Source organism: Ruminococcus sp. RTP21484sp1_RTP21281st1_A8_RTP21281_210402, from assembly GCF_040914025.1.
In the GTDB taxonomy this organism is placed as follows: domain Bacteria; phylum Bacillota; class Clostridia; order Lachnospirales; family Lachnospiraceae; genus Blautia_A; species Blautia_A faecis.
Genome location: NZ_JBCPGE010000007.1, coordinates 1 through 22291, shown reverse-complemented (window position 1 = coordinate 22291; position 22291 = coordinate 1). Strand labels below are relative to the sequence as shown.

Annotated in this window: 18 protein-coding genes, 8 tRNA genes, 1 rRNA gene and 1 pseudogene; 5 read left to right on the top strand and 23 right to left on the bottom strand. The window is 42.3% G+C overall.

Annotated elements, in window-relative coordinates; translation table 11 throughout:
- Window positions 1–226: 226 nt before the first annotated feature.
- Together AB5170_RS04730 and AB5170_RS04725 are read right to left on the bottom strand one after the other, a co-directional pair.
- Window positions 227–2560, bottom strand: a complete 2334-nt coding sequence (locus AB5170_RS04730; protein WP_368361494.1) for an ABC transporter permease — start codon at window positions 2558–2560, stop codon at window positions 227–229.
- Between the two features lie 11 nt (window positions 2561–2571).
- Window positions 2572–3270: an ABC transporter ATP-binding protein gene (locus tag AB5170_RS04725; protein WP_118581841.1), complete on the bottom strand. Its 699-nt coding sequence runs from the start codon at window positions 3268–3270 to the stop codon at window positions 2572–2574.
- A 348-nt stretch (window positions 3271–3618) separates the two neighbouring features.
- Between AB5170_RS04725 and AB5170_RS04720 the strand changes: the two genes are divergently transcribed.
- Window positions 3619–5523: a diguanylate cyclase gene (locus AB5170_RS04720; protein WP_368361495.1), complete on the top strand. Its 1905-nt coding sequence runs from the start codon at window positions 3619–3621 to the stop codon at window positions 5521–5523.
- 177 nt (window positions 5524–5700) lie between these two features.
- On the opposite strand, the gene AB5170_RS04715 is transcribed toward AB5170_RS04720, so the two are convergent.
- The 6 genes from AB5170_RS04715 to AB5170_RS04690 all read right to left on the bottom strand — a co-directional run bounded on the left by AB5170_RS04715 (window position 5701) and on the right by AB5170_RS04690 (window position 11672).
- Window positions 5701–5958: a hypothetical protein gene (locus tag AB5170_RS04715; RefSeq protein WP_173719155.1), complete on the bottom strand. Its 258-nt coding sequence runs from the start codon at window positions 5956–5958 to the stop codon at window positions 5701–5703.
- A gap of 195 nt (window positions 5959–6153) precedes the next feature.
- Window positions 6154–6227 (bottom strand) — tRNA-Arg (locus AB5170_RS04710).
- Window positions 6228–6411: 184 nt separating this feature from the next.
- The gene (locus AB5170_RS04705) at window positions 6412–6858 is read right to left on the bottom strand and encodes a hypothetical protein (RefSeq protein ID WP_347088521.1); all 447 of its coding nucleotides are present in this window, start codon (window positions 6856–6858) and stop codon (window positions 6412–6414) included.
- A gap of 251 nt (window positions 6859–7109) precedes the next feature.
- Window positions 7110–8501, bottom strand: a complete 1392-nt coding sequence (locus tag AB5170_RS04700) for an aminopeptidase (protein ID WP_173716989.1) — start codon at window positions 8499–8501, stop codon at window positions 7110–7112.
- A gap of 257 nt (window positions 8502–8758) precedes the next feature.
- Window positions 8759–10489, bottom strand: coding sequence for an ABC-ATPase domain-containing protein (locus AB5170_RS04695; protein ID WP_368361496.1), 1731 nt, complete (start codon window positions 10487–10489; stop codon window positions 8759–8761).
- A gap of 451 nt (window positions 10490–10940) precedes the next feature.
- Window positions 10941–11672: a histidine phosphatase family protein gene (locus AB5170_RS04690; RefSeq protein WP_204454847.1), complete on the bottom strand. Its 732-nt coding sequence runs from the start codon at window positions 11670–11672 to the stop codon at window positions 10941–10943.
- A gap of 324 nt (window positions 11673–11996) precedes the next feature.
- On the opposite strand from AB5170_RS04690, the gene AB5170_RS04685 reads away from it, so the two are divergent.
- On the top strand, window positions 11997–12569 hold the full coding sequence (locus AB5170_RS04685) for a hypothetical protein (protein ID WP_294671384.1): 573 nt from the start codon (window positions 11997–11999) through the stop codon (window positions 12567–12569).
- A gap of 44 nt (window positions 12570–12613) precedes the next feature.
- Here the strand turns inward: AB5170_RS04685 and AB5170_RS04680 are convergent, their stop codons facing one another.
- A complete protein-coding gene (locus AB5170_RS04680) occupies window positions 12614–12925 on the bottom strand; it encodes a hypothetical protein (protein WP_148463734.1) in 312 nt (103 codons plus the stop codon).
- Window positions 12926–13380: 455 nt separating this feature from the next.
- Window positions 13381–14007: a lactate utilization protein gene (locus AB5170_RS04675; protein ID WP_118581892.1), complete on the bottom strand. Its 627-nt coding sequence runs from the start codon at window positions 14005–14007 to the stop codon at window positions 13381–13383.
- Between the two features lie 193 nt (window positions 14008–14200).
- On the opposite strand from AB5170_RS04675, the pseudogene AB5170_RS04670 reads away from it, so the two are divergent.
- Window positions 14201–14344, top strand: a pseudogene (locus AB5170_RS04670) (diguanylate cyclase); the annotation flags it as partial.
- A gap of 15 nt (window positions 14345–14359) precedes the next feature.
- On the opposite strand, the gene AB5170_RS04665 reads toward AB5170_RS04670, so the two are convergent.
- On the bottom strand, window positions 14360–15523 hold the full coding sequence (locus AB5170_RS04665) for a PucR family transcriptional regulator ligand-binding domain-containing protein (RefSeq protein WP_347088516.1): 1164 nt from the start codon (window positions 15521–15523) through the stop codon (window positions 14360–14362).
- A 187-nt stretch (window positions 15524–15710) separates the two neighbouring features.
- On the opposite strand from AB5170_RS04665, the gene AB5170_RS04660 reads away from it, so the two are divergent.
- The gene (locus AB5170_RS04660) at window positions 15711–15869 is read left to right on the top strand and encodes a hypothetical protein (protein ID WP_173717527.1); all 159 of its coding nucleotides are present in this window, start codon (window positions 15711–15713) and stop codon (window positions 15867–15869) included.
- 59 nt (window positions 15870–15928) lie between these two features.
- Here the strand turns inward: AB5170_RS04660 and AB5170_RS04655 are convergent, their stop codons facing one another.
- Window positions 15929–17251 (bottom strand): MATE family efflux transporter, encoded by a 1323-nt coding sequence (locus AB5170_RS04655; protein ID WP_173717526.1) that lies wholly within the window; start codon window positions 17249–17251, stop codon window positions 15929–15931.
- 406 nt (window positions 17252–17657) lie between these two features.
- On the opposite strand from AB5170_RS04655, the gene AB5170_RS04650 reads away from it, so the two are divergent.
- Window positions 17658–19013 carry an MATE family efflux transporter gene (locus AB5170_RS04650; protein WP_195591224.1) on the top strand — a complete coding sequence of 452 codons (1356 nt, stop codon included), beginning with the start codon at window positions 17658–17660 and terminating at the stop codon, window positions 19011–19013.
- Between the two features lie 99 nt (window positions 19014–19112).
- Here AB5170_RS04650 and AB5170_RS04645 read toward each other — a convergent pair whose 3' ends face one another.
- The 11 genes from AB5170_RS04645 to AB5170_RS04595 form a co-directional block, all read right to left on the bottom strand.
- Window positions 19113–19595, bottom strand: coding sequence for a hypothetical protein (locus AB5170_RS04645; RefSeq protein ID WP_173719137.1), 483 nt, complete (start codon window positions 19593–19595; stop codon window positions 19113–19115).
- 238 nt (window positions 19596–19833) lie between these two features.
- On the bottom strand, window positions 19834–20121 hold the full coding sequence (locus AB5170_RS04640; RefSeq protein WP_330382821.1) for a hypothetical protein: 288 nt from the start codon (window positions 20119–20121) through the stop codon (window positions 19834–19836).
- Window positions 20114–20440: a nucleotidyltransferase family protein gene (locus AB5170_RS04635; protein ID WP_306797107.1), complete on the bottom strand. Its 327-nt coding sequence runs from the start codon at window positions 20438–20440 to the stop codon at window positions 20114–20116. The genes AB5170_RS04640 and AB5170_RS04635 overlap by 8 nt, the downstream gene beginning before the upstream one ends.
- A 321-nt stretch (window positions 20441–20761) precedes the next feature.
- A tRNA-Leu gene (locus AB5170_RS04630) sits at window positions 20762–20847 on the bottom strand.
- Between the two features lie 3 nt (window positions 20848–20850).
- Window positions 20851–20923: transfer RNA gene (locus AB5170_RS04625), tRNA-Val, on the bottom strand.
- 39 nt (window positions 20924–20962) lie between these two features.
- Window positions 20963–21036: transfer RNA gene (locus AB5170_RS04620), tRNA-Asp, on the bottom strand.
- 19 nt (window positions 21037–21055) lie between these two features.
- Window positions 21056–21129 (bottom strand) — tRNA-Ile (locus tag AB5170_RS04615).
- A 4-nt stretch (window positions 21130–21133) separates the two neighbouring features.
- Window positions 21134–21206, bottom strand: a tRNA-Thr gene (locus tag AB5170_RS04610).
- Window positions 21207–21285: 79 nt separating this feature from the next.
- Window positions 21286–21357: transfer RNA gene (locus AB5170_RS04605), tRNA-Glu, on the bottom strand.
- Between the two features lie 18 nt (window positions 21358–21375).
- Window positions 21376–21448, bottom strand: a tRNA-Asn gene (locus AB5170_RS04600).
- Between the two features lie 87 nt (window positions 21449–21535).
- A 23S ribosomal RNA gene (locus AB5170_RS04595) occupies window positions 21536–22291 on the bottom strand; the annotation flags it as partial.

Sequence of the window (22291 nt, the reverse complement as noted above, 5' to 3'; positions counted from 1 at the left end):
GCCGCACTTCTCGGGTTTTCTGTGAACTACGTTCACAAAAAACACCTCGCGGAATGTTACCAGTGAATAGTAACCAGAACACTACTCCAACCTGGCTGCTACTATTAACCCGGCCCCTCAAAACGTATTGCCGAAAATAAAATGCTCAGCATAAATCAGGGCAAACTCCCGAAGAAATAGAAGTCTGCCCCAATATCCTCCAATATTCTATTTTCTTATAATTCTCTTACTCCACATTTTTCAGCGCCACATCCATGGGAATCTTCTTGATCCTTCTAAATTGCAGCAGGGCTACCAGCACATACGCTCCCATTCCCATCGCAAACATCTCCGGATAAACCGCTGGTTTCAGATATAAGGTCAGCCAGCCTGAGAAGGATGACATCAGATATCCGTAAATTCCATATATCGTCCAGGTAGACAGCAGCAGACTGAGTAAAATGGACAAGATCACCACCCAAGTAGTGGATGTAAGATACAGGCTGTTGATTTCTCTGTTCTCATACCCCAGAATCTTTACCATAGAAATGGCATTGGCATTCTTTTCAATGATCAGCTTGGTAAGCAGATAGATCAGGAGGGCAAACAGCACAACTGCAAATACATTGATCAGCTGGAACATTTCTCCCATAGACACATCCAGCTGACGGCTGACCTTTGTCAGATCGTCCTCCGTAATTGTTGTTGCGATCAGATCCTCATCCAGATCTGTGATCTTTTCCCGGGAAAAATAACCGTTAAAGTAATCTTCCTTTTCCCCAAAGGTTTTCCTGTAGGAGGAAATCGGCATAAATACCGTCAAAGATGCCGGATAATCGTAGATTCCCTGCACCAAAAATTCATAGGTCTCACTTCCGTAAGCTTCCTTCAGCACAACGGTATCCCCGGTCTTTATCTTATACTTTTCTGCATAACCGTCAGAAATCAGAACTCCATCAGTTGGAAGTTCCACGCTTACATACGCACTATCGTCCGCGATTCCATAGACCGTTATGGTCTCTCCTTCCTGATCTGGCAATACATTTTTCATGGAATTCAGGCAGAATTTTTCTGCTGACTTCTCATTGGTTTTCAAAGATGGAGTAAGAAATTTCTGCAACATTCCCATAACCGTATATTTCTCATCTTCATCTGGTTCCTCCGGTACATTCAGCACATACTGGTACGGCGCGATCATGTTCTTCAAAATTTCTTCCTGATAATGATCCAGAAGCGGCTTCATCATCATTCCAAAAAGCAGCAGTACATTTGCAAAAAAGATTCCAATAAACAAAGTCAGATAACTGGACTTATTCTGCAGGATAATACGCAGCCGGAAGCGGTTGAAAAACTTAAAGTTCGGAAGACGCACAGCTTTTTTCCGTTTGGAAGCAGACAGATCATGACGCAGGAATTTCAAAGGAGAAAGACGCAGTTTCCCTGAAATCAGAATCAAATTGATTCCCAACATGATCACTACCGGAACCACTGTGGTCAATATAAATGCATCTGCATTCCAGCGTGTTTCATAGGTCGGCAGGCTGTAGCTGCCATAATACATACCTGCGCAGAGATCTTTAAAGGAGGTGTAGCCCAGCACGTTTCCAAGAGCAGAAGCAACCACAGTTACGATCACCGGCATGGAAGTATAGTGGAACAGAAGTTCTCTTCTGGAATATCCGGAAGCACGCAGAGTCCCGATCACAGAAGCTTCTTTTGTAATGGTATTATTTGTTGTAACTGCAAACACAAAAGCAATGATGACGATCAGAATATACAGCAGCACCTCCATCATAGCCTTATCACCGCCCATATCTTCACCGGTAAAAGTGATGGCCTGATTGGAATAGGCCGGGATAAAGCCTGTCACATTTCCATATTTGACCAGAACCTCCAGGAAATCCTCAGACATGTTTTTTGCTTCAATATCATCCTTTGGTGCAGTCTCATACTGCCAGGAATAGCGGTACTCCAGATGGGTTGTTCCATAAGCATCCGCACCTTCCTCGGTCATAATACCCACACCAAATTTTACAGCATCAAACATCATATCGCTGTTATCGGAAAATAAACAACTGTAGTCGGGTAATGCCACAAATCCGGTAACTGTCAGTTCTTCTCCTGCGATTTTCAGCTTGTCACCAACCTTCAGCTTGTTATTATCTGCATACATCCGATCAATGGCAATCTCGTTCTTTGCAGACGGCATTGCACCTGACATCAGGCACACAAGATTCATATCGGTACGCTCCTGATAGATGCGCATGGTTCCCTCTTCCTCTCCATCCAGATCCGCATCTGTAGCCTCATCCCGATAAAAATTTTCGCAGATTCGTACTTTTCCATTTTTTTCAATTTTCTTTAAATCGCTTTCGCTGGCTTTCGAAGAAAGGGTAAAGTTGCCATGCTCGATGTTATATTTTTCGAAACCTTCGTCATAGGCAGCCAGCATACTGTCATCAGCCACAAGAAAGCCCGAGACAAAGCCTATGGTCAGTGTCATAAACAGAAAGATCACAATATATTTTCCAAAATCACTTTTCAGTTCTCTTGGAAGACGTTTCCACAATGGATTCTTCATAGCGCACCGCCTTACCAGTCCAGATCGTCAGCTGCGACTTTGGACTCATTGAGATAGTTTTTGCGGATCTGACCGTCACGAAGCTTCACTACGCGGTCTGCCATATTCTTAATGGCATCGTTGTGGGTAACCATGATGATGGTATTTCCGTACTTCTGGTTGACCTGCTCGATCAGACGCAGAATTTCCTTAGATGTGTTGTAATCCAGTGCGCCTGTAGGCTCGTCGCAGAGAAGAATGTCCGGATTTTTTACAATGGCACGACCAATGGCCGTTCTCTGCTGCTGACCGCCGGAAAGCTGGTTGGGCAGCTTATGTCTGTGCTCATAAAGCCCCAGCGTATGAAGCAGTTCATCAATATCAAGCGCTTTATCACTAAGATATGCTCCCACCTCGATATTTTCTTTTACATTTAAATTGGGAATCAGATTATACATCTGGAAAACATATCCCAGATGCTTCCGGCGGTAAAGAGTCAGCGCTTTCTCCTTCATATCTCCTGTTTTTTCCCCATCTATGGAAATATAGCCCTCATCTGGCTCATCAATTCCCCCGATAATGTTCAAAAGTGTGGATTTTCCAGAACCAGACGGTCCAAGAAGCACGCAGAATTCCCCTTTTTCCACAGAAAAATCAATTCCCCGAAGAACCTCTGTCCTACTGTCTCCGGAACCAAAGCCTTTCTTCAAATCTTTAATTTCAAGAAACATCTCTTTTCCTCCCTGTAAACCATTATCGTTCATGAACATTTTTCATAAAAAAAATTTCAAGCGTTCATTATTCTCCTTTTTGTTAGTTTGCACTAACTTTTTTTGTTTATCATACATCTTTTATCTGGTTATGAAAAGGAGTGTAATTGAGAATAATTCTCAGCATCGACGTTTTCGCTTTTTCGAAAATTATTTTGTAGAAAATCACCTTTACCCAATTTTTCTTTTTAATTTTTTACATATTTTTTCACAGAAAATGTGGTATTTTAGCAAAAGCTTTGGTATAATATTCACAATGTTTATCGTTTTTCACAACATTGTGAAATCTATTATTTGGGAGATTTTTGCATGAAAAAAATCGCACTTATTACAGATGGCTGGGGACGTTATGTAACCTATACCTGGATTCAGGGATATCGAAATTACATAGCTGCCCACCAGTCAGATATGGATTTATATATTTTTCAGAGCTTTGGGAATTTCAGTATGGATGAGAAGCATAATGCAGGAGAATATAACATTGCACGGCTTCCGGATTTTTCAGAATTTGACGGCATCCTTCTGGATCTTGCCACCGTGTCCCAGCCAGACCTGATTGCAGAGATAATTGAACGTACGAAGCTCAGCGACATCCCAGCAATTTCCCTTCTTGAGCAGATTCCAGGGCTGTACCATTCCGGAATTGACAATTACGAAGCCATTACCCGGATTGTTGAGCACCTGATCACAGAGCACGGATGCCGTACCTTAAACTTCATCGGCGGACCAGAATTTAACAGGGAAAATCAGCTCCGCTTCAAAGCTTACAGGGATGCCCTTCTTCGCCATGGAATTCCTTTCGATGAGCAGCGCGTGATCCATCATAATTATGAAATTGAAACCGGAATCCAGGCATTTTCTACATTTAAAAAGAAAAACCTGCTTCCAGATGCCTTTGTATGTGTCAACGACAATACAGCTGTAGGCGTCTGTCTGGCCGCCAAAGAAGCAGGATATTCTATTCCCGGGGATTTTCTGGTAACCGGTTTTGACAACGAAGACAAGGCTTCCTATTATGAGCCCAGAATTACCACAGTAGGCTTCTCCAAAGCCGATATCATGGAAAATACCCTTTTAATGCTGGAAAAAATCTGGAATGGAAATGCAGAGGAAACTTATATATACGCACCTTTCACCTACGTTTTTCAGGAAAGCTGCGGCTGTGTTTCCCAGAATCCACCTGACCGTGGAGAGTATGTAATCAATCGCATCGTTGCAGAAGCACGCCAGAGCGATATGCAAAACTGGATGATGGATCTGAACCGTGTTCTCCTGGACTGTACAGGATACACAGAGCTTGCAGGACGTATGCAGAACTGGCTGACAAAGCATGGTTGCGGAAATATTTATCTGTTAATGAACCCGGATATCTTTATGAGTGAAAATATGGATGCACTGCCTGAGCTTCCGGAGGATACTTATCAGACAGAAGGATACCCTAAGGAGATGGCACTGGTTTACCCGCCCCTGGATGGTACGAACCGGCTTCACCTTAATCTGCAAGAAATTCTTTTACTTCCACAGATAGAAGCAACCAGAGGACAAAATATTTACCAGTTCTGTCCTCTGCATTTTCGTGAACGGGAGATTGGCTTTCTGATCATCACCAATTGTGATTATCTTCTGGAGCATCAGTTCCTGTTCGAAACCTTAAATGCACTCCAGACTTCCATGGAAGCCCTGTATGCAAGACTTACCCTGCGTAAAATGAATAAACAGCTTTCTCAGCTTTACATCCATGATTCTCTCACCGGACTCTACAACCGGATGGCTTACGAGAAGCTTGCCATGCCTCTTTTCCATCAGTGCATGCAGAAAAATCAGCCAGTTGGAATCATGTTTGTGGATGCAGATCACCTGAAATATATCAATGACACCTTTGGGCATGATATGGGAAATCTTGCTATCAGCAGCATTGCTTCCGTCCTGCGGCAGCACTGTCCGGCAGAGTCCGTTTCCATACGCTATGGAGGAGATGAATTCGTATGCGTGATTCCTGATTATAATAAACAGAAAATACAGGAGCTGGCTCATACCCTTCTGGATTCTCTGGAAGTGTTTTCTGCCAACAGCCGTGTGGGATTCCCCATTGAAGCAAGCATCGGATGGGTAATTGCCGATGATCCGGGGCTGACCTTGAATGATTATATCAATCTGGCAGATGAGAAAATGTATTCTGCAAAAAAAGCGCGGAAGGCTGAGCGAAAGATTTGATCTGGAGCTTTATCTTGTTTCTGACAAGAATCCCGCCACAATAAGTATCAGATTCAGGCTATGTCGGTGTTTTCATTTTGATCTGATATATTCTATGAATATAAATAACATGTTTTAACGCCTAAAAAGACACCAGATTCGTTCAGGAAAATCTGGTGTCTTATAAAAAATACCGTATCATTTTTGAATCGCAAAACGTGCCTGCTCCAGATTTTTCCTGTCTACAAGTATTTCGTACTGCTTGGCTTGCTCCGCTGGATTTCCTGCACTTCCCACACGTCCCCGAATAGTTCCGCTGCCTGTCCATTCTCCCAGCTGATCTTTTACTTTGTACTTATACTTGATATTCTGACTATCCAGAATATCCCGGATCTCATTAAATCTTTTCAAGTCTGTGCCAATCCATAGGCTTTCTGAATTAAGTACTGTGAACATTTTTCCTCTCTCCTTCCGCGAACTTTAATTCACTCAATAATTTTTCCGAACAAGCTTCACGCTTTTGTTTGAATTACCGTACCATAATTATAGTATTATTTCAATATTGGATTTATATTTCTTATTACCCGCGGTCTGATTTTGTGTACAAAAAAACAGAACCATCGATTTCTCAATGATTCCGCTTCTCAATTACGTGTGTTAGAGGATTCGAACCCCCGGCCTTTTGGTCCGTAGCCAAACGCTCTATCCAGCTGAGCTAAACACACATTTATTACTTGTGAAGTATTTGTCCCTCACAACAATGGATATTCTACACGATACCTGTGGTTTTGTCAACACCTTTTTGAAATTTTTTTAAAATATTTTTTTATAGGTATTTTTTGCACGATTGGTACTATTTTAAAGACTCTATCAGAGCTCTCTAACTTCTTCCAGCATGACGGTGCCTCCCTATCTCCTGGCTTTCTTCGCCTGCCAGTTCAGCACTGCGCCAATCATATAAATAGCCGGGAACATCAGCATTCGGATCACGGAAGCTGGATCGAAATCTCCGAAGATCATAGTAACGATCACTTCTGCCACAACCTCTGCAATAAGAAGGCCTCCCATTCCCACACAAAGGCCTGCATTCTCCACCTTACCAGCCTGTTTCACACCAACCACGCCAGCTGCCAGATAGATTACTCCTGCCACCAGAACCATCACATTGCTTGCAACCAGCTGGCTGTAAGTCATACCGTTCTGATTCAGATATTCTACAACTGCGCTGTCACTGCTGCCCTTCATAACCAGAGAAATCGTGTTTCCACTTCCAAATGCCAGCAGAACGCCAAGAAACAGAAGAAGCATGCCGCCAACCTTCAGGATTGTCTCTCCCGGTGCCTGTTTTTTTAACATAATCCAATACTCCTCACTTTATAAAATTTTCAAAATATTACAAACCCAGCCCTCGCTCTCCCAAAATAAAAAAGCCTGAAACAGAGCCCCAAAGGCTCTCTGTAAGTTTTCAAACAGCTTCTGCCATCTTTTTAATAAAAATCACGGACAGACCTAAAACGTCTGTCCGCTAATTTCAAATTATCCGTAGTTCAAGAAACTATTTTCCTAGAGCATGTTTGAAAAAGGCTCTAGAGCGTCAAAGCACCTGCTTACGCATCCAGAAGGAACGCCTTATAAGCCTTCTTCGCCTCGTAAACATCCGCCTTGCTGGTAACCTCCCACGGTGCATGCATACTGAGAACAGAAACACCGCTGTCAATTACTTCCATACCATAAAGAGCTGCGATAAAAGCAATGGTTCCGCCGCCGCCAACGTCAACCTTACCAAGCTCAGCAGTCTGGAAGCAAACCTTATGATCGTCAAAAATTCTGCGGACTCTTGCCACATATTCTGCATTGGCATCATTGGAGCCGGATTTTCCACGAGCACCTGTAAACTTGTTGAGAACGATACCTCTTCCAAGATAAGCAGAGTTCTTTTTCTCAAAAGCTTCTGCAAATGCAGGATCATAGCCGGCGCTTACGTCTGAGGAAAGCATGCTGGAATTCTTCAGAGCCTTTCTCAATCTGAGATCAGAATACTGTCCCAGTGCATCCAGAACCTCTGCTACGCTGTTCTCAAAGAAATGAGACTGCATACCAGTTGCTCCCACGCTTCCGATTTCTTCCTTATCAACAAGGAGACAGCAGCTTGTACGCTTCGGTGCTTCCATCTCAAGAAGAGCCAGAAGGGAAGTATATGCGCAAACTCTGTCATCCTGTCCATAACCAGCGATCATGCTACGGTCAAGACCACAGTCACGAGCCTTGCCAGCGGGAACGATCTCAAGCTCTGCAGAAAGGAAATCTTCCTCTTCCACACCGTATTTCTCATTCAAAATACGAAGTACATTCTCCTTAACAGCCTCTTTCTTCTTGTCATCCGGAAGATCCTTCAGCGGCTGGCTTCCAATCAGGATATCCAGCTTCTCGCCCTCAACAGCCTCGGAAGCCTTCTTCGCCATCTGCTGTCCTGCAAGATGGATCAAAAGGTCTGTAATGTAAAGAACTGGATCGTCCTCATCCTCGCCGACAGTTACATTTACAACAGTGCCATCCTTCTTCACAATTACGCCATGCATTGCCATTGGAAGAGCAACCCACTGATATTTCTTCACTCCACCATAATAATGAGTGTCAAGATAAGCCAGATCCGTATCCTCATATAACGGATTCTGTTTAATATCCAGTCTCGGAGAATCAATGTGCGCACAAAGGATATTCATCCCCTGTGCCAGATCATCCTCTCCAATATGGTACAGGGCAATGATCTTCTGCATTCCAACCTGGTAAACTTTATCTCCTGCTTTCAGAGCTTCGCCATTTTTCACCTTTTCTTCAAGGGAAACATAGCCTGCTTCCTCAGCCTCTTTCACAATCTGTGTGATACATTCACGTTCTGTCTTTCCTACATTTAAGAAATGACGATATTTCTTTGCCACAGTTTCCAGATCCTGCATATCAGCATCTGAATATGTGAGCCATGCGTTTGGACGTTCCATAATCTATATCCACCTTTCTCCTGTTTTCATTTTACACAGGGAAAATAATCCCTGTGTTTTCCTCATCCAAAATTCATTATAGCGTATAACTAGGTAAAAAGCTACCGGCAAATAGGTTTTCCTGCACAAATCTTTTACTCTTTATTACTGTTTGCGGCCTGACTCGTAATCGCACCTTTATCCCTGAAAATTTCTCTGCTCTCTTGCCACGCAGTCCAATACTTTGCACTGCCTTTTGGGATATGGGCAAATCCGATTCAGGGTCTCCTGTATCGGTTAAAGCATGCATATATTTCCTGTCGTCTTGGCACTGCATATCCGCAGGAAGTATAGCCTTCTGACAAAAAAGACAGCCCTTCTTTTTCCAGTTTATTGCAAAGCAGCTCCACAATTTCCGGCAGTGTTCTTTTCCCATCAATCAGCTTTTCCACTGCATATTTCAGCAACGCACCTAAAGCTCCTGTCTGCTCACTGTCGATCAGCTGTTCCACATATCGCAGATCCACTTCCTGTTTTCCAATGGAAAAACCATCTCTGCCATGTACCTTTACTTTCAGCCTTTCCGGCTTATCCTGCACCTTAAAATGACCGTAATAATCCTTCTTGGAACCGTTCAACGGCGTATTTTTTGACATGATGCGATGGCTTTGTGGTGCTTTAAATCCAGCTGCCGTATTCTCATTTAAAGGATAATCCCTGCAAAGTTCCCGGACTTTTGCCGTGATATCTACCGGCATATAATTGTCCATCTGGATCACGGTATCTGCAATATGGAAAAAAGCCCCGGAGCTTCCGGCAACCAGAATTGTGGAAATTTCCTCCTTTTCATACAGATCCCGGGCACGTTCCAGAAATGGGGTGATCGGCTCTTTTTCCCGGCTGATCACATGCTGCATAAAGGCATCTCGCACCATAAAATTAGTAGCAGATGTATCTTCATCCAGCAGAAACACCTTGCTTCCTGCCTCTATTCCCTCCACGATTCCTGCGGCCTGGGAAGTACTTCCGCTGGCATCTTCCGTAGAAAAACAGGTGGTATCTTTTTTATTGGGAAGGTCATTTATAAACAGGGAAATATCCACATCTTTCACAAATCTGCCATCCTCAGAACGCAGCTTCTGGGCTGTGGAATCCGTGATCACATACTCTCTTCCATCTCCCTGGATGTGGTTATACACGCCCAGTTCCAATGCATTCAGAAGGGTAGATTTGCCGTGATAACCACCACCAACGATCAACGTGATTCCCTTAGGAATTCCCATTCCGGTTATTTTTCCCTTATGGGGAAGCGCCATAGTCACCCGAAGACTTTCCGGCGAAGAAAATGTCACGCTCCCTTTCATCGGCTTAGATGAAATACCACTCTCTCTTGGCAGAATCGCGCCGTCATTTACAAAAGCAACCAGGGAACGCTTCTTTAATTCTTCCCTGATATACGCCTGATCTTCTGCCAGGAAAATAGTATTTTCCAAATCTTTTCCACTTAAATTTCTGTATACAAATGCTTTTTCCACACAAACCGGCAGAAATTCAAAGAAAATTTTTTCCAGCTCTCCCGCATTTATGGTACGTCCATTTGCCGGAAATCCTACAAAAAACCGGACGGTAATCCCCTGCTCTGTAATCTCACAGGCCGTTCGCTCCAGCACCTCCTGACCGCATCTGGTCACAGAAATAAGTCCACTTTTTCCAGAGCCTTTTGCCCGAAAAGTATAGCGGTTCACCTGCTGTTCAAACTGTCTGGTAAGATAGTCTGCCAAAGTAATTCTGGTCAGTTTATCTTTATAGTATTCCGCTGGAAATCCAGCTTCTCTGTGAAAAATTTTCACACTGATATGGGACGGTGACGCAAATGGATCGCCCTGTACATGATCAATTGACAAAACATATTTGTTAAACTGATATGCCCCTTTCAGGGATTTATAGGCAGGATAGCTCTTCCGATTGATGGAATGAAGCATGTCCTGCAGCTGATTTGATGACTGCATAAGTACCTCCATTGTCTATAATAACATTGTCAAGCAACGATATCACGCTCTAACTCTTCGCCGCATTCAGTAATAATACTAATTTTTCCCACAACGTAAAACCACCGCCCAGTCAGCGTTCTTGCCAACAGACGGTGGTTTATTTATACATTTTTAGGGAAAGGAAAGAGTTTTTCTTAAGAGTTCTTTCTCTTAAGATGTATATATCATATCGCATAATTGTGAAAAGCATTTGTCCAAATTATAATTTTTTTCTAAAATTTCTAAAATGAAAATAACTAATTCGTAACTGGCATCACAATTCCATCCCTGTTCTTCCCATTGTGTCCTGTTTTCAGATCATAACGTTTCATTATCTTCTGAAAGTCAGAACATCACTCTTACCATCCGTTAATACTATGAAGATTACTGTTCACGCCCTTCACAACAACACACTTCTCAATGCACAATGTCAGTCGTGTCTCTGATCCTTATTTCCATACGCTTCGCAAAATCTTGCTGCAAATGCCGGCGGCTCATTGTTGGCATAAAGGTGGGAAATATCGCCGAAGGAGCTCATACGGAAAGCAGCAATTCCCTGACGGCGTTCTTCTGTGGTCAAAGTTGTCACAGAGGATGGGGCAGCCACGCAGCCATGCCAAAGTACCATCGGAGAGATATTCAGTAGATGGCTGAGAAGTACACACTCCAATCCAAAATGACAGAAGAAAATAATCGTGTCATTATTCTCTTCATTTACTTTATAATAGTGACCTTTCCTCTCATATCCATGCTTCACGAGAAGCTTGTCGAACTCCTCGATCACACGGTCATACTCTTCTTTCACATGCCCTTCCTGCATAGCCTCATTCTCAAACCAGTGGTCATACTGGAAAAAGCGCTCGTCTGCCATCCAGTCCTGTGGAAGCCAGTCCCATGCAATAATCTTCTTATCTTTCACATCCGGGCGCCAGATCTGACAGGGAAATTCCTTCAGCCATTCACACTCTGTGGCTGTTCTTCCCATCTTTTTCAAGGTCGGAGCCGCAGTATCCTTCGCTCTTCCAAGGGGGGATACATAGAAAGCTTTTACATCTAATTTGGAAAGCTTCTGTGAAAGATACTCCACCTCTTTCCAGCCTTTTTCTGTAAGGGAATCTATATCATAATCCGGGTCACCATGGCGTACAATTAATAATTTCATAATGTCACTCCTCGTTATTTCGCTTTTGAATCACTAATAATTTCAAGCTGTTTCTTATTTCATTGAACAATAACGATTTTAGCATATCTTCACAGATAATTCACCATATTTCTTACCGTCATTTCTTTACAATTTTTGTGAAAGAAGTATATAATAATGCTATATCAACGGGTCTTTTGACGCTCATATCTTATATGAATTCAAACAGACGCTGATCGGATCATACTTTAATAAATACAAGAACTAAGTGGACGCAATAACCACTTTCAGATTACATTTTATCCCTCAATATAACTCAATTTACGATTCAAGCGAGGTACCCACATGAAAAAACTTGCCGTCATTTTCCCAGGTGTCGGTTATACCTGCACCAAGCCCCTTCTCTATTATACTGCTTCCATGGCTGCTGAACGTGGTTATGAAATCATCCGCCTTGACTACGGCCAGGACATCCACACCTTCCACGGCCGCACCCCAGCGGAACTGGAACCTATCATAAAACTGGCAATAAAAAGAACGCTCCCCCAATTGGAAAACGTTCCTTTCTCTGAATATGATGATATTATTTTTATCTCCAAAAGCATCGGCACCACCATCGCCTGCCAGCTGGAAACAGCACTGCAGCTGAAGGGAAAAGTCCATCAATTTCTTATGACTCCAATTCCTTCTACCCTCCGTTATCTCTCCGATATCAACGGGCTCTTCTTCGCCGGAACCGCTGATCCCTATATGCCGGAGTCCAAGATCCGCGCCGCAGCCAGAAACTTCCCTGATAAAACCGGCGGGATTTTCGAGGGCTGCAACCACTCCCTGGAGCAAAAAGGCGACACTTTAGGTGCGCTGAAGAATGTCAGACTGATTGTAGAATGTCTGGATAAAATGCTAACAAACGCTTGAAAAAAAGCTTTCTATTTGCCAGAGCGTGTTTCACGATTCCAATTTTACATATTTCCACTTATTGCAGCAGTTCCATTCAGCATTCCCATCCCCTGCAGTAAGCTTATAGTATCCCTTATCCCAGCTGCATAAGCAAGATCTGAATATCTCTCGTCCCGGGTCTGCAGGCAGGCGATGTAATCATCGATCACACGCTTTACAGTGTGGGATAATTGCAGCTGGTCATATCGTTCTTCCAGATACTTCAGATCCTCATTGTCCTGTCTGATGTAGGAATCATTTTCATCCACCCGCTGCTGCTCCATCACCATTTTCTCAATGTTCTGAAGCATAATCATTTTTGTTGTCATTTTCATTATTGTTTTCCTCCTGATATGTACTTATAGATCACGGTTCATTGGTAACGTTTTCCCAAATCACACAAGCTGTTCTTCTGTGATTCCAAGCTATTTAAGGTTACAATTTAAGCAGTGATAAAAAATCCATTTTTCTCACACTTACCGTCATTATTCTACGTTTTATATCAAAATTTTGCAACAAAAATCGTCCGACAACTTTCCCTATAATTCGACAAAAGTGCTACTGTTCACTGGTAACGTTCCGCGAGGTGTTTTTTGTGAACAAAGCTCTCAGAAAACCCGAGAATTAAGTTTGCGCAGCAAACGCTACTTCTTGTGCTTGTCACAAGAAGGTTCGTCTTTCTGCGCATCGCGAAGCGTGTTACTGGTCGCGAAGTGAACAGTAACACAAAAGCGGCTGGAAAAGCGTGTATTTACACGCTCTAAGCTACGCCCTAAATAAATCTCACCGTTTAAAGTCCAAGAGTATCGTTTACAAGAATAACATGTATTCTATCTTTATGACGAGAATATCTTGTAATCAGAAACTGACAGCAAATCGTATCCGGAGATTTACAGTCAAAACATTTCCCTGCGGTTTTGCAAGGTGTCTTCACCTCAAATCTCTGTGCATTCGCCGGAGCTGCCACATTTCTTGCCCGCTTCATAGCTGCATCAAGATCTGAACAGACCTTATTCATTCCCACAATGAAAACCACCTTCTTCGGTCCCTGGGCAATACAGGAAACCCGATTGGAATTTCCATCAATGTTTACCATAACACCGTCACTGGTAATGGCATTTGCACTGGAAAGAAATACATCCGCATCATACGCTGCCATCAGGCTTTCTCTTGGTGACATTTTCGCGCGATTAATATAATTATAATTTCCATCCTCCAATGCCTTGATCAGTCCAATCTCATGAGCACTTGTGCAGCCACCCATGGCAATACTGCTGCCCTCCGGGATCAGTTCCAGTGCCTGCTTTACAGCAGCTTCTCTGTCTGCGGCGTAATAGCCTGACATATTGCGAGATTCCAGACCTTTGATCACATTTTGAGCCAATACTTCATTTCTTTTTTGCATATTAATATCCATTGCTTACTCCTCCTGACATTATTTTAGTATCAACAATTATAAGCCAGATTTCATTCTTTATCAACTTCTGACTTGCTTGTGTTTCCGCAGTTTTATCCACAAGGGCATTCTTTTTTGTTCTCGATGGCTCCGAAAGCACATCTACTAAAAATGTTTATAAACAAACAATCAAGAGTATTTCTGGGGATTTACCATTGTTATCCTGCATGTTCCTGATATTTTCTCAGACTCGATTTATGCGCTTTCAAATTTTGATATTGATGACTTTAAGTTTATTAATGATGTCTATGGGCACGCTTACGGAGACAGGGCTTTAAAAAGTCTGACAGACAGCATGAAAGCTTTTCAACACTTATATCTGCTCATGCATATTTCTGATATAAAATGCAATCTGATAGGGCAGTCTCTCTTCCGGCGTTTTCAACTCATTTCCCAGAATTTTCCTGATATTTCCGATACGGTACAGCACCGTATTGCGGTGCGTATACAATTCTGCTGCCACAGCCTGAATACTTCCATTATGCTTCAGATATGACTGAAGAGTTTCCACATAACCGGCATGATATCTTCTGTCGTATTCTTCCAATGCTGCCAGACATTCTGTTTCCATTTCCTTCAGTATTTCTTTATCTTTCACCATATAAAGCAGACGGAACAGCCCGCAGTCATCAAACTTTACCACCTGCTTCTTTTGTGTCATCGCTATGTGTGCTGCTGCCTTAGCCCTCTGATAACTTACCGAAAGCTGGGAAATATCCATACATCTGCTCCCGATTCCCACGCACAATTGCAGTCCGGGCATACGTCTTTTTCCTCTTTTTATGGCCCCCTCTACAAGACGACACAAATACTCTTCCGAAAGCGCATTCGCTACCAGCACAAAATCAGAGTTGTAATAAAAAAAGCTTCCATTGTGAGTGATATCCTCCAAATACACCTGTATTCGATAAGACAGCTTTTTTCGCTCCACTGTGTCCATAGAGTCCAGCCCCTCACAAGTCATCAGCAGCACCTGAAAGCTTCCATCTACATCAAAATACTGTAATAAATCTTTTCTATATGCATCCTGATTATCCGGAGTCTCAATAGCTGCAATCAAGGCGGATGCGATCTGCTCATCTGTAGTATCCTGCAAAAATACATGAATACTGAAGTCTTTTATCATATCTGATAAATGCACTTCCCAGGGCACAGTCAGCAGCGGAAGGTCATTTTCATCACAGTATGCTTTCAATTCTTCCGGCACCTCATAAATGTACTGTCCCACATTGATAACAAGCCCTGATGCATGATACCGGTTCAGCTGCTGTGCCAGATGCATCCAGTCTTCTTTTTCCGGAAAGCCAAGCCCGGTTGTCACTGCAAGCTCCTTTCCCCAGAAATTCTGTATAATCGTTGTATCCTCAAGAAGATGTACCCAGCTGATCGAATTGGACCATCCATTTTTTCCGGCCAGAAACTTCATTTCATATCTGGTTTCTGCTGTCAGCATCATATCCTGTATTGTAAAACTCATAAAACCTCCCTTTTTGTTATCCAAACCCATTCTGTAAAATGTTCAAATTTTTTCTTTATTATATCATATATTTTGTGTTGACAGCACATATTTTTCCCTTGATTTTTAGAATCCACCCTCATAGTTTTTTCTCAATTTTGTGCTAGAATATAAGTAACTTAAAAAACAAATTAAAGGAGGCGTGAATATGAAATTCGCAGAATATACAAGTTCCCTGGATGCACTTCCCGTTCCAGAATGGATCATAGCAGAACGTTATATGTATTGTGACAATTTTATAAATGACTATACGAAGACTCGGCATTTTGATCTTCTGGCTTTTGTCAAACGTCTCTTTCGCAAATAATATGCACTTCTTTTCATAAAAAGGACATCCGTTTTTTCAGGATGTCCTTTCTTTTACTTTTACTTTTTTCGGTAAATTCGAAGCATCAAAGGTGTCTCTACAAGCAGCATGGCAATCCATCCTGCCAGATAGGAATATGGCAGTGCCTCAATACCAAAATTCCATAACAAAACCATCGGTGCCGCTGCAATGACACGGACTGTCATATTGGTAAAACTGCTCATCAAGGTCACCTTCAGATCTCCGATTCCACGGAAAAAGCCCTGAAGCGAATTTGTGATAGCGGGAAGAATATACATTACCGCAATCAAGTGGAGATAAACCACTCCATGTCCGATAACTTCCTCATCTTTTACAAATAATGACATTAATGGTCTGGCAAATCCCAGACAGATCAGCATAACTGCTGCTCCATAAACAAGCTCCAGTATCATTCCACATCGGAAGCCTTCCCTCATACGGTCATTTTTTCCAGCTCCTTTATTCTGAGCCATTAATGCGGTCATCGCATGGGCAATATTCTGTTCCGGTGTGATGGCAAAATCATCAATGCGATTAACCACTGCAAAGGCTGCTGCTACCGATACTCCCATTGTATTAACAAGTGCCTGTATTGCAATTTTTCCCATCTGTACAGTTGCCTGCTGCATGGCAGATGCCCACCCGTAAGCAATGGTTTTTTTCAAAAGCCTGGCATCAAAAACCAGCCATTTCTTCCCAAGACGAAGAATCGGTACTTTTTTCTGTATATAGATAATACAAAACAAACAGCAAAGCGCCTCACTGAGTACTGTGGAAATTGCACATCCATTACTTCCAGCCTTTAATACGATAACAAAAAACAGGTCTCCGAAAATGTTCAGAATCGCACTGATGATCAGAAAGTACAAGGGGGATGCACTGTCTCCCAATGCTCTTAGAGTGCTTGAAAAAAAGTTATATAAAAATGTAAACATTAATCCCAGAAAAATAATCCGCAAATATTGCACTGTCATATCCATAATGGACGGATCTACCTGCAATAACAGCAGAATAGGTACAGCAAATATTACACAAACCAATGTGAGAAAAAACGAAAAGACCGCACCAGACAACAGAGTTGTACTGATCTGTCTGTGCAAAGTCTCATAATCTTTCGCTCCATACTGAATCCCCATCAGGATACTGGCTCCCATACACAATCCGTTCAGAAATAATATCATCAACGTGCTGACCGGATTACAGATTCCCACAGCCGCCAGGGCCTCCTTTCCTACAAAATGCCCTACAATAATGCTGTCAACTGCATTATAGGTCAGCTGAAACAAATTTCCCAAAACAAGAGGCACTGTAAAATTAACAAGAATGGGCATGATTTTCCCAGTAGTCAGATCTTTTGTCATATTCTCACACTCCCAACCAAAAGTTTTGCACACTCACATTTTAGCTTAAAAAAAGTAATTTCACAATGTCCTATTTTAACATTTTATATAGCATATTCTAATCGGATATGTTAAACTATAATTTATCACTTTCTCTGTTTCATTGATTGTAATAAAATGATATGAGTGTCAAAAGGTCTTTTGACACTCATTTGATACCCGGATTGCTACGCAGCTACGCTGCTCCCGCAATCCTCCAAAACATTCGTAATCCGCTCATTTTTCTTTGAAAAATGGCTACTTACTCATGTTTTTGGCGGGTCAAGAGGTCAAAAAGCCTCTTGCAAGCAAGCTTGCATCGGCTTTCTGACCTTTTGACCCTGGTATCATCATATTATAAATTGTAAGAACTAAGGAAAACTGTAACATGCTAAATAAAAAAGATTTCTTAAAATATGCATCGACATTGGCATTTCCAATTATGATTCAAAATTTGATTTCAACATTGGTAAATATTGCTGATACTGTAATGCTTGGATATGTAAGCCAGACCGCCATGTCGGCTTCATCACTTGCCAACCAATATACTTTCGTTCTTTTTTGTATATATTATGGTATGGCCACAGGTACATCCGTTTTATGTGCCCAGTACTGGGGAAAAGGTGATCAAAAGACTGTCGAAAAGATTCTCGGCTTAGCGGAGCGATGCACCTTAATTATCTCTCTGATATTTTTCCTTATCTCCTTTTCCATGCCAACTATGGTTATGAAGATTTTTACAGACAATCCTGATACAATTGCTGCTGGAAGTGAGTATTTGAGGGTACTTTCATTTTCACTTATGTTTATGGGATTCTCTCAGGTTTTTATGAGTGCCCTTCGAAGTATCGGAAAGATAATGCTGCCTTCTGTTACATACATTGTCTCCCTTTGTGTCAATGTACTTTGTAATGCCACCTTCATCTTTGGCTTATTTGGACTTCCAAAGCTTGGCGTTACCGGTGTTGCTCTTGGTACTGTGATTGCCAGAATCGCAGAGGTATTGATTTGTCTCATCTACTCCTTGAACAAATCAAATGTGAGATTCCGAATAAAATACTTCTTTGCGAAATCGGGGATCCTGTTCCAGGATTTTATGAAAATTGCAACTCCAGCCGTTGTAAATGACATTGTCTGGAGCTTTGCCAGTTCCGCATTCGCAGCAATTCTTGGGCATATTGGTAATGATATGGTTGCTGCAAATGCCGTCGCTGTTATGGTAGTAAACATTGGTGCTATCGCCTGTCGGGGTTTTGCCAACGCTACTACCATTATTATCAGTCAGGAGCTGGGGAAGAATCACATTGATACAGCCAGAGAATATGGGAAACGGATGCTCAGAATAACCATTATTGTAAGCCTCATCGGATGTGCTGTTATTCTGGCGATTCGCCCTCTGATACTGGATTTCTATCGAGATAAGCTGACAGAAACGGCCATTTATTATCTTGGCGTTTTTATCATTATGACGACCTGGCGTCTTGTTGGAGAAGGTATTAATACCTGTCTTATATGCGGCTGCTTCAGAGGTGGTGGTGATTCCAGATTTGGAATGATCGTTGATTCCATATTTATGTGGCTTGTAGCAGTTCCTCTCACATTTCTTGCCGCATATGTTTTTAAACTGCCGCCTATCTGGGTATACTTTGTAATGTCTTTGGATGAACTTGAAAAAATGCCTGTAGTATTTATTCACTATTTCAGAAGAAAATGGCTTACAAACATTACCAGAGATTTTGATTGATCCTACTTATTCACAATTATAAAATGCTCCCTTCTGAATGACAGGTTTTTGTTCTTTCACATTCCTGCCCAGTAGGGAGCATTTCTGAATCCTATGATCTTATTCTTTTTTGACAATCAGCCTTATACTGTAAACCGAGGCTATTGCTATGATAAAGCCTAATGGAATTGCCACACAATAAAACACAAAATTTACCAAATTGTTATATGGGCGGAGTTTATAAATTCCTTTTGAAGTCCGATAAACCTCAACCTTAACTTTGTCACCAACGTATACTTTCTGATTATAGGTTTCTTCTCCTTCATAGGATTTTCCATCAACCTCAAATGCCAATTTGGTCCGATATTTTACTGATCTTGAATTCTTTTTATTTTTGTCTTTATCATCACTGTTATCAATCTCACGGCAGGATTCTACAACTGCAATAACCTCTCGTTTGTCTGTAGTGTTTTTGTACTCCTGGCTTTCAATTCTGTTTAAAATCATACCATATATTCCTATACCACACATGGCAATGCCCAGGACGAAACCTAATACCGAATATAATATATTGTTCCGCTTCTCTTTTTTATCCTGCTTCATACACATCCTCCGCAAAACCTGTTTTTGTTTTCGATTCTTGTAAAGAACACATATTGGAAAAAATTCTCCTTCAATTGACCATGTATTCTCTATACTAATAATAATCCATCAAAAACCGGTTTGCACTATTACTTGTGCCAGTAAATGAAGAGAAAATGTTATTGCTTACTTTGTCCACAAAAAACACCTCGCGGAACGTTGCCAGTGACTTCACATGTATCTATCCAGACAGTCAACTCTACAGCTCTCCGAGTCTCTCTCTCAAATTTTTTCGTGCTTCAGTTGCACTCATAGTTTTGGCACCATCTATTCTTTCCCACTCAGCCTGAAGTACTCTGGCACGTAACCGAAGTAACTGTTCACGCTTTTCATATGTATCAATACTCTTAATTACCATATCTCCCTCATCATTTTGGGTGATATAAATAGACTCGTTGGTTTCTTTTAAACAATAGTCAGCTACTTTCAGACTATCATCAGCTTGTGTAATTCGATAATTGCTTAAATCTTTTTGTCTCTCATCCAATTACAATTCCCTCCTTCTCTACATTATCATAAAACGGCAATGCTCCCAGCCAGTATCTGTAATGTGCTTCATTCTCCAGAACTGGATTTATTACAATCCCTGACTCCAGTTCTAGATCAAACGCCAGATCAAAAATACTGTTTTCGACCTGCTCTATTTCTTCTTTTGAAAGAGGTGTTAATATCATAACATCAATATCCGAATTTTCCTTATAATCTCCACGGGCATAAGAACCATAGACAATAAGTTTGGATAGATTATTTTTTAATATTTTTTTAGTCCCTTGTACAAATAGCATTAATACTTCCTGTCTAATCAAGTTGCTACCTCCTGTCAGATTATTTTCATCTACAGTAATATTTTAATAATATTGCAGCTGACTACGTAAAGCAAGCTATTATTTTACTTTTATTTTTGAAAGCGCAACCTTTGAAACTATCAAGCATGGAAATTCCAGTTTCCAGCTATAAAAAAAGTGAATATTATACCAGAATATTATTTTGAAACTGCTTAAATATTTTGTATCTGCTGTCAAATCTGATGTCAAAATCCATTTTTGGGGTAAATAAGAGGTGATCCAGAAGGGTGTAAATATATCCAGACATCAAAAAAACCCTTGAAAATCAAGGGTTTCAGGTCATGCCGCAGACCGGAATCGAACCGGTACGGGTATCACTACCCACGGGATTTTAAGTCCCGGGCGTCTGCCAGTTCCGCCACTGCGGCATATGGGACCTATAGGGCTCGAACCTATGACCCTCTGCTTGTAAGGCAGATGCTCTCCCAGCTGAGCTAAGATCCCATAAAAGAAAAAATATTAAATTAGCTGTAAAAACAGCAGCGACCCGGAAGAGACTCGAACTCTCGACCTCCGCCGTGACAGGGCGGCGCTCCAACCAACTGAGCCACCGGGCCAGAAGAATATTAAATTAAATGGACCTTCGGGGACTCGAACCCAGGACCGACCGGTTATGAGCCGGTTGCTCTAACCAACTGAGCTAAAGGTCCAAAAAGCCGATGATCGGACTCGAACCGATAACCTGCTGATTACAAATCAGCTGCTCTGCCAATTGAGCCACATCGGCACAATACTTATAAACTGTATTATACACCAAATGTCAGAGTAAAGCCACACCAAATTGCCATTTTATTTAATTTTCTCAGTGACTCCAAGGGGATTTGAACCCCTGTTACCGCCGTGAAAGGGCGGTGTCTTGACCGCTTGACCATGGAGCCTAACATTTCCATAAAAAACTCCCCCTGTTGGACTCGAACCAACGACACTTCGGTTAACAGCCGAATGCTCTACCGACTGAGCTAAGGAGGAATATAAAGGTTTGCACCTTCAAAACTACATACATGTTACATCCTTGTGGAATATTTGTCAAGAATCTTTTTCAAAACCTTGCGATTGTTGGTCAAGCCCTCACCCTATTAGTAACAGTCAGCTCCATGTGTTGCCACACTTCCACCCCTGCCCTATCTACCTCGTCGTCTTCAAGGGGGTTTACTTCTTTCGAATGGGACATCTCATCTTGAGGGGGGCTTCACGCTTAGATGCCTTCAGCGTTTATCCCTTCCGGACTTGGCTACCCGGCCGTAGACTTGGCAGTCTAACCGGTACACCAGCGGTCCGTCCATCCCGGTCCTCTCGTACTAAGGACAGCTCCTCTCAGATATCCTACGCCCACGCCGGATAGGGACCGAACTGTCTCACGACGTTCTGAACCCAGCTCGCGTACCGCTTTAATGGGCGAACAGCCCAACCCTTGGGACCTACTACAGCCCCAGGATGCGATGAGCCGACATCGAGGTGCCAAACCACTCCGTCGATGTGAACTCTTGGGAGTGATAAGCCTGTTATCCCCAGGGTAGCTTTTATCCGTTGAGCGATGGCATTCCCACTTAATACCACCGGATCACTAAGCCCTACTTTCGTACCTGCTCCACCCGTCGGTGTCGCAGTCAAGCTCCCTTCTGCCTTTGCACTCTTCGAATGGTTTCCGTCCATTCTGAGGGAACCTTTGGGCGCCTCCGATACCCTTTCGGAGGCGACCGCCCCAGTCAAACTCCCCGTCTGGCATTGTCCCACCGCCGGTTCACGGCGGCTGGTTAGAAGCCCAGTACTGCAAGGGTGGTATCCCAACAGCGGCTCCGCAGCAACTGGCGT

Bases quoted from the DNA above. Each gene is read 5' to 3' on its own strand.
- AB5170_RS04715 (WP_173719155.1), bottom strand. From the start codon at position 5,958: ATGTTCACAGTACTTAATTCAGAAAGCCTATGGATTGGCACAGACTTG.
- AB5170_RS04730 (WP_368361494.1), bottom strand. From the start codon at position 2,560: ATGAAGAATCCATTGTGGAAACGTCTTCCAAGAGAACTGAAAAGTGAT.
- AB5170_RS04725 (WP_118581841.1), bottom strand. From the start codon at position 3,270: ATGTTTCTTGAAATTAAAGATTTGAAGAAAGGCTTTGGTTCCGGAGAC.
- AB5170_RS04665 (WP_347088516.1), bottom strand. From the start codon at position 15,523: ATGAGTTTTACAATACAGGATATGATGCTGACAGCAGAAACCAGATAT.
- AB5170_RS04705 (WP_347088521.1), bottom strand. From the start codon at position 6,858: ATGTTAAAAAAACAGGCACCGGGAGAGACAATCCTGAAGGTTGGCGGC.
- AB5170_RS04650 (WP_195591224.1), top strand. From the start codon at position 17,658: ATGCTAAATAAAAAAGATTTCTTAAAATATGCATCGACATTGGCATTT.
- AB5170_RS04655 (WP_173717526.1), bottom strand. From the start codon at position 17,251: ATGACAAAAGATCTGACTACTGGGAAAATCATGCCCATTCTTGTTAAT.
- AB5170_RS04690 (WP_204454847.1), bottom strand. From the start codon at position 11,672: ATGAAATTATTAATTGTACGCCATGGTGACCCGGATTATGATATAGAT.
- AB5170_RS04695 (WP_368361496.1), bottom strand. From the start codon at position 10,489: ATGCAGTCATCAAATCAGCTGCAGGACATGCTTCATTCCATCAATCGG.
- AB5170_RS04685 (WP_294671384.1), top strand. From the start codon at position 11,997: ATGAAAAAACTTGCCGTCATTTTCCCAGGTGTCGGTTATACCTGCACC.
- AB5170_RS04720 (WP_368361495.1), top strand. From the start codon at position 3,619: ATGAAAAAAATCGCACTTATTACAGATGGCTGGGGACGTTATGTAACC.
- AB5170_RS04700 (WP_173716989.1), bottom strand. From the start codon at position 8,501: ATGGAACGTCCAAACGCATGGCTCACATATTCAGATGCTGATATGCAG.
- AB5170_RS04660 (WP_173717527.1), top strand. From the start codon at position 15,711: ATGAAATTCGCAGAATATACAAGTTCCCTGGATGCACTTCCCGTTCCA.
- AB5170_RS04645 (WP_173719137.1), bottom strand. From the start codon at position 19,595: ATGAAGCAGGATAAAAAAGAGAAGCGGAACAATATATTATATTCGGTA.
- AB5170_RS04675 (WP_118581892.1), bottom strand. From the start codon at position 14,007: ATGGATATTAATATGCAAAAAAGAAATGAAGTATTGGCTCAAAATGTG.
- AB5170_RS04680 (WP_148463734.1), bottom strand. From the start codon at position 12,925: ATGAAAATGACAACAAAAATGATTATGCTTCAGAACATTGAGAAAATG.